Consider the following 11,107-nt stretch of genomic DNA (forward strand, 5'->3'; position numbering starts at 1 on the left):
GCCGTTCCCTGCGATCACAGCCAATCGCTGAACCGCAGGTCACGGGTAGAGGAGAAAGACCATGCGAAAAGGACCTTAAGCCCTACGCGGCCTCCGGACCGGCGCGGACCATGGAACCGGGCCCGTACCTCCGGAGCGCGGTCAGGCCGCGGGGGCCTGGTGGTAGACCGAGTGCCACACCTCGTTGCGGATCCGGGAGAACTCCGGCGACAGCCGCATCTCCTCGGTGCGCGGGTACGGCAGGTCCACGTCGATGATGCGGTGGATGCGGCCCGGCCGGGCGGCCATCACGATGACCCGGTTGGCGAGATAGACCGCCTCGTCCACGTCGTGCGTGATGAACATGACCGTGCGCCGCTCCCGGCTCCACGTCTCCAGCAGCTGGTCCTGCAACTGCACGCGGGTCAGCGCGTCCAGCGCGCCGAACGGCTCGTCCATGAGCAGCACCTGCGGGCCGACCGCGTACGCGCGGGCGATGGCGCAGCGCTGCTTCATGCCGCCCGACAGCGTCTTGGGCAGGGCGTCGGCGAAGTCCGTCAGCCCGACCAGGTCGATCGCGCGCTGGGCGCGCCGGCGCCGCTCCTCGGCGGAGATCGCCTGGAGCTTGAGCCCGAACTCGACGTTCTTGCGCACGGTCAGCCAGGGGAACAGCGCGTACTGCTGGAAGATCACCCCACGGTCCGGCCCCGGGCCGGTGACCGGCGCGCCGTCCAGGAGGATGCGGCCGGTTCCCGGCTCGACCAGGCCCGCGGCCATGCCCATGAGTGTGCTCTTGCCGCATCCCGACGGGCCCACGACGGTGACGAACTCGCGGTCGGCGATGTCGAGGTCCACCCGGTCGAGGGCGAGGAACCGCCCGCCCTTGAGCTCGAACGTCTTCGACACGCCCTGGAAAGAGATCTTGGAAGTCATCGGCGCTCCTGCCATCCGGTGAATCGGCGCTCGGCCAGCAGCAGCAGCCGGTCCATGATCAGGCCGAGCACGCCGATGCTGATCAGCCCCACGAAGATCGTGGGCAGGTCGTAGTAGAGCTGCGCCTGCTGCATCCGGTAGCCCAGCCCCTCCTGGGCGGCGATCAGCTCGGCCGCCACCAGCGTGCCCCAGGCCGCGCCCAGGCCGACCCGCATGCCCACGATGATGAACGGCGTCGAGGCCGGCACCACGACCTTCATGAAGATCGTCCGGTCGGAGGCGCCGAGCACCCGGGCCGCGTTGATGAGCGTCTTGTCGACGTCCAGCACGCCCTGGAACGTCGAGACCACGCTGGACAGGAACGCCGCCAGGAAGATGACGAACACCTTCGGCGTCTCACCGATGCCCATGAGCAAGATGGCCAGCGGGATGATCGCCAGGGGCGGGATCGTACGGAAGAACTGCACGTACGGCTCGATCAGGGCGCGCGCGGTCGCGTACCAGCCCATCAGGAAGCCGATCGGGACGGCGAGCACGGTGCCCAGCGCGAAGCCGGTGAACACCCGGCGCAGGCTGGCCAGCATGTCGTCGACCAGGGTGCCGTCGGCGATCAGCTCGGCGCCGCGCGCGGCCACCTCGACGGGGCCGACCAGCCCGGTGATGCCGGAGACCGACAGCGCGGTCCACGCGCCCAGGCCCGCGAGGACCGCGACCACGTTCAGGACGAGTGTGCGGCCGGGCCGCCGGGTCTGCCGGCGGGGGGACGGGGGAGGGTCGGTCACGCTCACGGCGGTCATGTTCTGGGGTCCTTCATGGCTCAGGGGAGATCCTCTCCGGTGCGCGCCGGCCCGTCGTGTCTTGAAATTTCGGGCTTTCTATCGATGTTTCGGTGTGATTCATGGGATCGCCGGTCGAAGATGGGCGGGAATGGAGGGCTCCTCGTGCAGCAGGAGCGCGATCGCGCCCATGGCCGAGGCGTTCACGCCGAGGTCGGCCTGGGTGACCTCGATCTGGCGGGGCGAGCGGGGCAGCGCCTGCCCGGAGATCGCGTCCCTGATGGGGTCCAGGACCAGGCTGCCCAGCGCCGCCAGCTCGCCCCCGACCACGACCAGGGAGGGGTCGAGCTGGGTGACCGTGCCGGCCAGCACCCGGCCCAGGTCGGCCGCGGCCTCGGCGACGACCGCGCACACCGCGGGCACCCGGTCCTGGGCGGCGGTGACCAGCGCGTCCAGGCTCTCCAGCGCCACCCCCCGGGCGGCGCAGGCGTCCAGCAGGCGCTGCCCGCCGATGCGGCCCTCCAGGCAGCCCCGGCCGCCGCAGTGGCAGGCCGGGCCCGCGGGGTCGAGCGAGACGTGCCCCAGCTCGCCGCCCGCGCCGTGCGCGCCGCGCAGCAGCCGCCCGCCTGCCAGGAACCCGCCGCCCACGCCGACCGACCAGCGCACGTACACCATGTCGCGCGCCGGCCTGGCCACCCCCCAGGTGGCCTCGGCCAGCGCGGCCAGCCTGGCGTTGTTGTCCACCGCCACCCGGACGCCGAACTCCTCGGCCACCCGCAGCACGAGCGGCAGGTAGCGCGCGGGCACCCGGGCCGCCCCTGGACCCGGCTCGCGGGACGCCGGGGAGGCCGGCGCGCCCGGCCCGGTCAGGGTGACGGCGGGGACGTGCTCGTCCACCACCCCGACCAGCCCGAGCCCGACAGCCTCCAGCGCGCCCAGGCCGATCCCGCGCTCCGCCGCGACCTCGCGGACCAGCCGCACCGCCGCCTCCGCCTGCTCCAGCGGGCCGGCGCCCTCCGGAAGGCCGGCCGAGGCGGTGGCCACGACCTGGTGCGCGGCGTTCGCGACGGCCAGCCGCACCCGCCCGCGCCCCAGGTCGAGGCCGACCAGCAGGCCGGCCGCCGGGTTGAGCGAGACGAGGGTGGCCGGTCTGCCGCGGCCGCGCGGCTCGGCCGGCGCCGCCTCGGTCTCGATCACCGCGCCTCGTTCCATGAGGTCGGAGACGATGGCGAACAGCGTCGTGCGGGACAGCCCGGTGCGCTCGGTGAGCTGGGCGCGGCTCAGCGCGCCCGCCGAGCGCAGCGCGGACAGCACGGCGTCCTCGTGCACCCGGCGCAGCCGCTGCAGGGCGTCAGTGGGGGTCGACATGGCACCATGATGGTGGGCGACGGATCTTCGTCATCGGCTCGGGACGGATCAGCTCGCGCCCGCGGACGCGTACAGGTCGGCGGTGAAGTACGTCGCGGGGTCGGGCGACTCGGTCAGCTTGCCCATGGTGACGAAGATGTCGGCCAGGCCCTTGTACCATCCGGCGGCCGAGCCGTCCTGGGCGAGCTGCCTCAGCTCCGCCGTCGGCAGGATCTTCGTCACCGAGGACGCGCCCTTGAACTGCTCGGCGGGCGCCTTCAGGAACGTGGCCGTCAGCGTCTCCGCCTCGGCCGTGTTGCCGGCCACCCAGTCGTTGCCCTCCTGCAGCACCCGCAGCACCTTGGTGACGGTCGCCGCGTCCTCGGCCACCAGCTCGTTGCGGGCCACGAAGGAGCTGGGGAAGCTCAGCTCGGGGTAGTAGTCCTCGCTCTTGGTGAGCTCCACCAGGTCGGGCACGTTCTTCTTGATGGTGTCGATCAGCGGGTACCAGATGGCCGCCGCGTCGATCTGCTTGCCGCTGAAGGCGGTCACGACCGTGCTCGGGTCCATGTTGACCTTCTGCACGTCCTTGCCGGTCAGCCCGGCCTTCTTCAGCGCGAGTTCGAGGATCATGTCGCCGGACGTGCCCTCGGGCACGCCGATCTTCTTGCCCTTGAGGTCGGCGACCGAGGAGATGCCGGACCCCGGATGGACGATCACGCGGTCGGCCATGCCGAGCATGTTCGGGGCGATGATCTTGGCTTTGCCGCTGGCCGGCAGCCAGGTGGCGCCGGAGCCGATGTAGCCGAAGTCGATGTCGCCCGAGCCGAGCGCCTGGATCTGCAGCGGGCCGTTGGTGAACACCTTCAGCTCGGGCTCCAGCCCGTGCTTGGCCCACAGGCCGTGCTTGTCGGCGGCGGCGAGCACGGCCGCGCCGGAGAAGTCGGCGATGTAGCCGAAGCGCACCTTGGCGGGCTCGGCGCCGCCTTCCCCGGAGGAGGAGGGGGAGGACGAGCCGCACGCGGTGACGGGCAGCAGGATGGCCAGGGCCGCGAGCGCGGTGGCCAGGATGCGAGGACGCCTCATCGGGGAGGTCCTTTCTGGTTCGGGTGGGTGACGGTCCGGGTGGGTGACGGGTGGGTGACGGGTGGCCTCAGGCCACTTCGTCCGCGACGCCGTCCACGTCGGGGGCACGGCCCTCGCCGATGTCGGCCATGTAGCTCATCCAGCTGTACGCGGGATCGCCGCGGCGCAGCAGTTCGCGGTAGAGCCGCACGGTCAGGTCGCGCCGGACCGCCGCGTAGGCGGGCGCGGCGTAGACGTTGCGCAGCTCGTGCGGGTCGTGGTCCAGGTCGTACAGCTCGTGCACGCCCTCGGGGTTGAACACCAGCTTGTGGCGGTGGTCCCGGATCATGCGCTGGGAGTAGGGGAAGTGGTGGCCGTGGAACTCGGCGACCACCGCGTCACGGCCCTCGGCCGGCTCGCCGTTGATGAGCGGCAGCAAGCTGCGGCCGTCGCACGGTTCCTGCGGCGGCAGCCCGGCCAGGTCGAGGATCGTGGGGTTGAGGTCGATCAGCGTGGCGAACGCGTCCACGGTCCGCACCGGGGCGCCCGGCACCCGGACGATGCCGGGGATGCGGTAGATGTCCTCGTACATGGCCGGGCCCTTGTCGTTGAGCCGGTGCGCGCCGGTGAACTCGCCGTGGTCGGCCGTGAAGACCACCGCCGTGTCGTCCCACACCGCCAGCTCGCGCAGCGCCGCCAGCAGGCGGCCGACCTGGGCGTCGATCAGCGACACGTAACCCCAGTAGGCGGCGATCAGCTTGCGCCAGGCGTCGGCGTCGAAGTGGTCGGCCGACCAGTACTCCGAGTAGCGGCGCTGCACCTCCGGCTTGCCGTCGAACGTCTCGGCCATGGACGCGGGCAGCGGCACCCGGTCCGGGTCGTACAGGTCGTAGTACTCGTCCGGGATCAGATAGGGCAGGTGCGGCCCGTACCAGTGGCAGGACAGCACGAACGGCCTGCCCGAGCGGTGGAAGTCGCGGGCGTACCGCTCCAGCAGCTCCAGCGTCCGGTCGGTGAGGAAGGACTCCACCGTGGCCTCGGCGGGCTGCTTGAGCCGTCCGGCGATCAGGTGGCCGCGGCCGGTGCCGTTGGCGGCCCTGCCGAAGACGGGCTGTTCCACCGCGAACGGGGGATGGCCGTGCTCCTTCAGCCAGGTCTCGTAGGAGGGGTGGTGGAACGGGTTGAGCGCGCCGGGCAGGTGCTCGCCGTCCATGCCGTAGAACTCGGGGCCGCGCTCGCGGCCGATGTGCCACTTGCCGACGTGGCCGAGGTTGTGGCCCGCGGCCAGCAGCGGCTCGGACATGACGGGCTGCCCGGCGGCGACCTCGTCGCGCGCGCCGCCGTTGCGCTCGGGGTTGACCAGCAGGCCGTGCCGGAACGGGTGCAGGCCGGTGAAGAGGGAGGCCCGCGCCGGGGTGCAGATCGCGGTCGGGGTGTAGAACCGGTCGAACCGCGTGCCCTCCGCCGCGAGGCCGTCCAGCGCGGGGGTGCGCACCTCCGGGTTGCCGTAGCAGCCGAGGGTGTCCACCCGATGCTGGTCGGTCATCAGGAACAGGACGTTGCGTGGACTGGTCACTCGCGCTCCGATCGCCATTTTTTCCTGGGTGTTTACATTAAAGGGGGTACGACTGGCGCGCAAGAGGGGTGACCTGGGGATCTGTCTCGGCTTATTTCCGTCGCCTTGACCTAAATCGCGATCGCTGAGCAGACTCCGGCGGCTCCGGCCTGGGCCGCCCGGCGGTCAAGTCACGGGCCGGCCCGGTGACGGGATCGCAGGGGGGATCACGCGTCCGGCGCCCGCCGCCGGCGCGCTCGGCCGGCCGACCGATACGGGTTTATGGCGGCTTTTCTCCTGGCAAGAGTCATACGTCGCCATGAAGTGCGAGAACAGGAGCCGACCGTGCACCACTTCGCGATCGCGACCATCGCCGAGGAGAGCGGCGACTTCCGCCGGGTCCTGTGGACCGGGACGAAGACGCAGCTCGTCGCCATGACCATCCCGCCGGGCGGCGAGATCGGCGAGGAGGTGCACGAGGACACCGACCAGTTCCTCGCCTTCGTCTCAGGCTCCGGCGAGGCCCGCGTGGGCGGCGAGGCGCGGCCGGTCGGGCCGGGCGACCTGGTCGCGGTCCCGGCTGGCACCGTGCACAACTTCGTCAACACCGGGCCGGGCCCGCTCGTCCTCTACACCGTGTACGGGCCGCCCGAGCACGCCGACGGCACCGTGCACCGGACCAGGGACGAGGCCGACCGGGCCGGGGAATAGCCGCGTGTCCGGGACGCGATCGGCGGGCAGGACGAGGGGGCCGTCCCGCAGGCTACAGCGACAGGCCGGTGGGGAAGCGGCAGTCGCCGGAGCGGCAGTCGGCCAGGCATCGCGCGGCGAGGTCGCGGGCCCGGGCCAGCTCGGCGATCCTGGCGTCGAGGCGCTCCACCACCGCCTCCAGGCGCCACCGTTCGCTCGCGCACGTCGCGCCGCCCGCGTCGTGGGAGCGCAGGGCGCCGGCCACCTCGTCCAGCGTGAAGCCCAGCTCCCGCAGCGCCTTGGCCGTGCGGATCCTGGACACCGCCGACTCGTCGAACTCCCGGTAGCCGGACGGCCTGCGGCCCGCCTCCGGCAGCACCCCGCGCCGCTCGTAGAAGCGCACGGTGTCCACGCTGACCCCGGCCGCGCGCGCCACCTCGCCGATCTTCACGTCGCCCTCCCTTGACTCTGGACCGAAGTCCAGACTTTACGCTCCGGAGGTGACGGAAGGAGAGCACATCGTGGACATCCCACCGATCGTGTGCGACATGAGCGCCGCCCGGGACACTCCCCAGCAGCGCCTGGCCGAGTACGGGCGGCTGTTCGGCCGGGCGCTCACCGCCCGTGAGCGGACCGCCGGCGGCGTCCGGTTCCGGTTCCGCGCTGACGGGCCTGACGGGCCTGACGGGCTGGAGGAGTGGGTACGGGACCTCGCCGCTCGGGAGAAGGCGTGCTGCGCGTTCTTCTCCTCCGAGGTCACGGCGTCGGCAGGCGAGGTCGTCTGGGACCTGACCGTCCCCGCCGACGAGATGGCCGAGGCGATCCTGGAGGAGTTCTTCCAGTTGCCGGAGACCGCCGCGGCGGGCCCGGACGAGCCGCTGCGGCGGCTGGCGGACCGGGGACTCCGGTTCGTCTGACCCGCACTGGCGGCCCCGGCTGGAGGACCGGGGACTCCGGCTCGTCTGACCCGCGCCCGGCGGCCCGGGCACCCGGGCGGCCGCCGGTGCGCGGCGGTCACCCGGGCGACGGGAATCAGACCGGGCGGCCGAGGGTGCGGAGCTGGTCGGGGGTCAGCGCCGAGACGTTCTGGTCGATGGGCGAGTCGGAGTACTGGTGGATGGTCCAGGACCTCCAGTCCGCCGGCGGGGTGACCTGCCCCTGAGGCTTGCCGTAGTGGGCCACCCAGAGCGGGTACTCCGCGAGCCCCGCGCCGTAGGTGTCGGCGAAGTGCCAGCCGCTGTAGAACATCGGCTTGACCCCGGTCTTGGCCTCGACGTGGGACAGCCACGCCTTGGCCCAGGCGTTCACCTCGGCGACGGACCGGCCGTTGGTCGTCTCCAGGTCGAGCACCAGCAGGTCACCGGGCTTGCTCGGCTGGGAGTTCACCATGGACAGGAAGTGCTCGGCCTCGGCGATGGGATTGTTGCGCGGGTGCCCGTAGTGGTACGCGCCCCGCACGATGCCCTTCTTGTCGAGTTCCGCCCAGTGCCGGGCGAAGGTGTGGTCGCGGAAGCTCGTGCCCTCGGTGGCCTTGATGATGCCGAACTCGGCCGGGCTGCTCGCCCAGTCGTGGTCGGGCTGGTAGTTGGACACGTCCTGCCCGTACGTGAGCGCGGCGGCCTGCCCCGGGGCGGCGGCCGGGTTCGGGTCGACGGGGGAGACGACCTGGCCGGTGTGGCCGGCCTGGCCGGTCTGGCCTGTGGTGGCGGCGATGGCGCTGCCGGTCACGCCGGCGAGGGCCGTGGTGCCCGCCACCAGCGCGCAGGCCAGGGCGTACGCGAAGCGGGCGCTGGGACGGTAGGTCAGAACTGCGGCGAGCCTGAGCTTGGGCATGAGGGGATCGACTCCTTGCTTCCATGCCGCCTACCGGGTTAGCTGACGGGTTCGGGGTTGGAAGTCCCCTACGGACGGTGGTGTCCGATTCACCCCAGAGAGGTGGGTCCCCGGCTCCGCGAGGCGCGGATTAGGCGGCCGTGCGCCGCCCTGGCGCGAGGGGGATACCGCCAGGACGGCGCACGGTCGGTCATCGACACGGCGACGGGTGCACCGCGCCTATGCGCAAGGTATATAAGCGGACAAAAATACTGCAACTATGACATATCCCGTTTTACCTCGCTCACCCGGGGTGCCCGGTCCCGGATCGCCTGCCAGGCAAGGACATCCGAACCCCGGGTAAAATCTGCGGCCCTGCCCGCTCCGGACCTCGGAAGCGCCCAGGCAGAGCCCGCCCCGCCCCCTCATGGCGCCGCGAAAGTGCCCTGCCTGCGCACCGTGTGCCAGCGCAGCCGCACCCCCAGCAGCGCGGTCGCCACCGACTGGAACACCACCAGGTACATGAGCTGCCGGTAGACCACCTGCTGCAGCGGCAACACCCACAGCGCCGAGACCCGCTCCCCGTCCAGGCGCAGCGCGTACCAGCCCGCGGCGGCCTGCACCAGGACGAACCCGGCCCACACCGCGACCGCCGGCAGCGGGTCGCCGACCACCGAGTGGTAGACGGCCATCAGGTCGACCACCGGCGCCAGCAGCGGCAGCAGCACCTGGAACAGCGCCAGGTAACCCAGGCAGCGACGGCCGAACGGCGCCGGCTCGGCCAGGGCGCGGCGGTGCTTCCACATCGCCTGCATCGTGCCGTAGCACCAGCGGTAGCGCTGCCGCCAGAGCTGACCCAGGGTCGCGGGCGCCTCCGTCCAGGCGATCGCCCGCTCCTCGTACACCATCCGCCAGCCCGCCCGGCACAGCGCCATCGTCAGGTCCGTGTCCTCGGCCAGCGTGTCGGTGCTCACCCCGCCGAGCGTGACCAGCGCGTCACGCCGGAACGCGCCGACCGCCCCCGGCACCGTCGGCATGCAGTCGAGCAGTTCGAACGCGCGCCGGTCCAGGTTGAACCCGATCACGTACTCGACGTGCTGCCAGCGGCCGATGAGCCCGCGCCGGTTGCCGACCTTGGTGTTGCCGCTCACCGCGCCCACGCGAGGGTCGGCGAGCCGGCGCACCAGATGCCCGATCGTGCCGGGCTCGAACACCGTGTCGCCGTCGACCATGACGAGGATCCCGTGGCGCGCGTGCCGGATGCCGGTGTTGAGCGCGGCGGCCTTGCCCCCGTTCGCCTGCCTGATCACCCGCACGCCCGGCAGCCCGGCGGCGGCCTCGGCGGTGCGGTCGGTGGAGCCGTCGTCCACCACCAGCACCTCCACCGGGCCGGGGTACGCGGTCGCCACGAGCGAGCGCACGGTCGCCGCGATCCCCGCCTCCTCGTTGTACGCGGGCACGATCACGCTCACGCCCGGCGGCCGGTCCCACCGCCAGGCCGGCTCCGGGGCGCGCGAGCGGCGGGCGTGCACCCGGGCCAGGACCACCAGGAGCACCAGCCGGGCCAGCGTCAGCACACCGGTGACGAACAGCACCCACCACAGCGCGGCCGTGAACGCGTTCGCCCCGCGCTGCGCCAGGCCGAGCGCGGCCCCGGCGATCCGCTCCGACTGCCCGGCGGGGCGGTGGGCCGACGGCAGGCCGAGCGCGGATGTCAGCGTCTCGGCGCGGTAGCCGATCCGGTCCAGCCGGTCGAGCAGCCGGCCGACGGCCTCGACCGTCTGCGCGCGGTCGCCGCCGGAGTCGTGCATCATCACCACGGCGCCGCGCCCCCCGGACGGGAGCGCGGCCCGGACGATGCGGGCCGGGCCCGGCCTGAGCCAGTCCTTGGTGTCGAGGTCCGTCAGGGCGATCAGGTAGCCCTCGCGGCCGAGCGCCGCCAGGCTGTCCCACTGCCGGCCGGTGATGGTGTCGGGGGTCGAGGAGTACGGAGGGCGGGCCAGCGTCGTATGCAGGCCCGTGGCTCCGGCCAGCGCCTTCTGGGTGAGGTTCAGCTCCAGCTCGGCCCGCCAGGCGGTGACGGCGGCCAGATCGGGATGGGTGTAGGTATGGTTGCCGAGCTCGTGGCCCTCGGCGACGATCCGGCGGGTCAGCTCCGGGTGGGCGGCGATCTTCGAGCCGACCGCGAAGAACGTCGCCTTGGCCCCGCGCGCCTTCAGCACGTCGAGCAGGCGGGGCGTCCAGGCGGGATCGGGCCCGTCGTCGAACGTCAGCGCCACCGTGCGGGCCTTCGGGCGGGCGCTGGAGGGCCGGTCCCGGGTCAGGTCGAGCACCGGGCCGCCCCGGCGCAGCGGCTCCAGCCAGGCCGCCGGGTCGGTCCCGCGCGGCGCGGGCCCGGTCTCGCCGGCGACGTTCTTGACGAAGCCGTCGAGCACCAGCACACAGCCCACCAGCGCCATCCCGGTGAGCAGCATCAGCCAGTGACCCGACGGCTCCTCCCGCCGCGCCGCCCGCCTCCTCACCCGCCTCCTCACCCGCTGGTCCGCCCCGCCGGAGCCACGCCGTACGGAAGCGGACGGGTGAACCCACCCTGCCTCCCGGACCCGGACCGGCGGCCCGTGCCCGGGGTCGGAGGCGACGTCGCGGCGGGGACGGCGACGGCGGGCGGTGGTCATGCCGGCGCTCCGGTGGCGTCCTGGGTCGGTGACGGCTGACCGGTGGGGGCGGGCTCCTCGGACGCGGTCGGCTCGGGCTCGCGGGGCGGCATGGTGTCGCGGGCCGTGCCGGGCTCCGGCTCCACGGCCGCCCCCGTCTCGGTCCTGGTCGCCGGGGCCGTCTCCGGAGGCTCGGACGTACGCGACGGACGCGCGGACGAGGGGGGCCGGGCGGACCGGCTCCTGTCGCGGGTACGGGAGGGCGCGGCCGAGGTGCGGCGGCCGGGCTCCCGCCA

Annotated in this window: 11 protein-coding genes and 1 riboswitch; of the genes, 3 read left to right on the forward strand and 8 right to left on the reverse strand. The window is 72.9% G+C overall.

From position 1 onward, the window contains the following. Positions 1 to 141: 141 nt before the first annotated feature. From OUY22_RS20345 to OUY22_RS20365, 5 genes are all read right to left on the reverse strand, one after another. Positions 142 to 912 (reverse strand): ABC transporter ATP-binding protein, encoded by a 771-nt coding sequence (locus tag OUY22_RS20345; protein ID WP_270156633.1) that lies wholly within the window; start codon positions 910 to 912, stop codon positions 142 to 144. Continuing rightward, positions 909 to 1,709, reverse strand: a complete 801-nt coding sequence (locus OUY22_RS20350) for an ABC transporter permease (RefSeq protein ID WP_270156634.1) — start codon at positions 1,707 to 1,709, stop codon at positions 909 to 911. Before OUY22_RS20350 ends, OUY22_RS20345 begins: the two co-directional genes overlap by 4 nt. A 99-nt stretch (positions 1,710 to 1,808) precedes the next feature. After that, entirely contained in the window at positions 1,809 to 3,056 is a 1,248-nt protein-coding gene (locus OUY22_RS20355) for an ROK family transcriptional regulator (RefSeq protein WP_270156635.1), read from the reverse strand. Positions 3,057 to 3,104: 48 nt separating this feature from the next. Further along, positions 3,105 to 4,121, reverse strand: a complete 1,017-nt coding sequence (locus OUY22_RS20360) for an aliphatic sulfonate ABC transporter substrate-binding protein (protein ID WP_270156637.1) — start codon at positions 4,119 to 4,121, stop codon at positions 3,105 to 3,107. A 67-nt stretch (positions 4,122 to 4,188) separates the two neighbouring features. After that, complete coding sequence (locus OUY22_RS20365) at positions 4,189 to 5,676, reverse strand: sulfatase-like hydrolase/transferase (protein WP_270156638.1); 1,488 nt, start codon at positions 5,674 to 5,676, stop codon at positions 4,189 to 4,191. Positions 5,677 to 6,000: 324 nt separating this feature from the next. Here OUY22_RS20365 and OUY22_RS20370 point away from each other — a divergent pair, with 324 nt between their 5' ends. Continuing rightward, positions 6,001 to 6,366, forward strand: coding sequence for a cupin domain-containing protein (locus tag OUY22_RS20370; RefSeq protein WP_270156639.1), 366 nt, complete (start codon positions 6,001 to 6,003; stop codon positions 6,364 to 6,366). Between the two features lie 52 nt (positions 6,367 to 6,418). Here OUY22_RS20370 and OUY22_RS20375 read toward each other — a convergent pair whose 3' ends face one another. Next, positions 6,419 to 6,796 (reverse strand): MerR family transcriptional regulator, encoded by a 378-nt coding sequence (locus OUY22_RS20375; protein WP_270156640.1) that lies wholly within the window; start codon positions 6,794 to 6,796, stop codon positions 6,419 to 6,421. Between the two features lie 70 nt (positions 6,797 to 6,866). On the opposite strand from OUY22_RS20375, the gene OUY22_RS20380 reads away from it, so the two are divergent. Then, positions 6,867 to 7,262, forward strand: a complete 396-nt coding sequence (locus OUY22_RS20380; protein ID WP_270156641.1) for a hypothetical protein — start codon at positions 6,867 to 6,869, stop codon at positions 7,260 to 7,262. A 115-nt stretch (positions 7,263 to 7,377) separates the two neighbouring features. Here OUY22_RS20380 and OUY22_RS20385 read toward each other — a convergent pair whose 3' ends face one another. Together OUY22_RS20385 and OUY22_RS20390 are read right to left on the reverse strand one after the other, a co-directional pair. Then, entirely contained in the window at positions 7,378 to 8,178 is an 801-nt protein-coding gene (locus tag OUY22_RS20385; RefSeq protein ID WP_270156642.1) for a glycoside hydrolase family 25 protein, read from the reverse strand. Positions 8,179 to 8,190: 12 nt separating this feature from the next. Next, a riboswitch (cyclic di-AMP (ydaO/yuaA leader) is annotated at positions 8,191 to 8,325 on the reverse strand. Positions 8,326 to 8,582: 257 nt separating this feature from the next. Next, a complete protein-coding gene (locus tag OUY22_RS20390; protein ID WP_270156643.1) occupies positions 8,583 to 10,679 on the reverse strand; it encodes a bifunctional polysaccharide deacetylase/glycosyltransferase family 2 protein in 2,097 nt (698 codons plus the stop codon). Positions 10,680 to 10,874: 195 nt separating this feature from the next. Here OUY22_RS20390 and OUY22_RS20395 point away from each other — a divergent pair. Continuing rightward, on the forward strand, positions 10,875 to 11,107 hold a 233-nt coding region (locus OUY22_RS20395; protein ID WP_270156644.1), incomplete at its 3' end, for a hypothetical protein.

Origin of the sequence: Nonomuraea corallina, from assembly GCF_027620315.1 — a bacterium.
GTDB classification, from domain to species: Bacteria; Actinomycetota; Actinomycetes; order Streptosporangiales; family Streptosporangiaceae; genus Nonomuraea; species Nonomuraea corallina.

Excerpts from the sequence above, each read along its gene's own strand:
- OUY22_RS20345 (WP_270156633.1), bottom strand. The coding sequence starts at position 912 with ATGACTTCCAAGATCTCTTTCCAGGGCGTGTCGAAGACGTTCGAGCTC.
- OUY22_RS20350 (WP_270156634.1), bottom strand. The coding sequence starts at position 1,709 with ATGACCGCCGTGAGCGTGACCGACCCTCCCCCGTCCCCCCGCCGGCAG.
- OUY22_RS20355 (WP_270156635.1), bottom strand. The coding sequence starts at position 3,056 with ATGTCGACCCCCACTGACGCCCTGCAGCGGCTGCGCCGGGTGCACGAG.
- OUY22_RS20360 (WP_270156637.1), bottom strand. The coding sequence starts at position 4,121 with ATGAGGCGTCCTCGCATCCTGGCCACCGCGCTCGCGGCCCTGGCCATC.
- OUY22_RS20385 (WP_270156642.1), bottom strand. The coding sequence starts at position 8,178 with ATGCCCAAGCTCAGGCTCGCCGCAGTTCTGACCTACCGTCCCAGCGCC.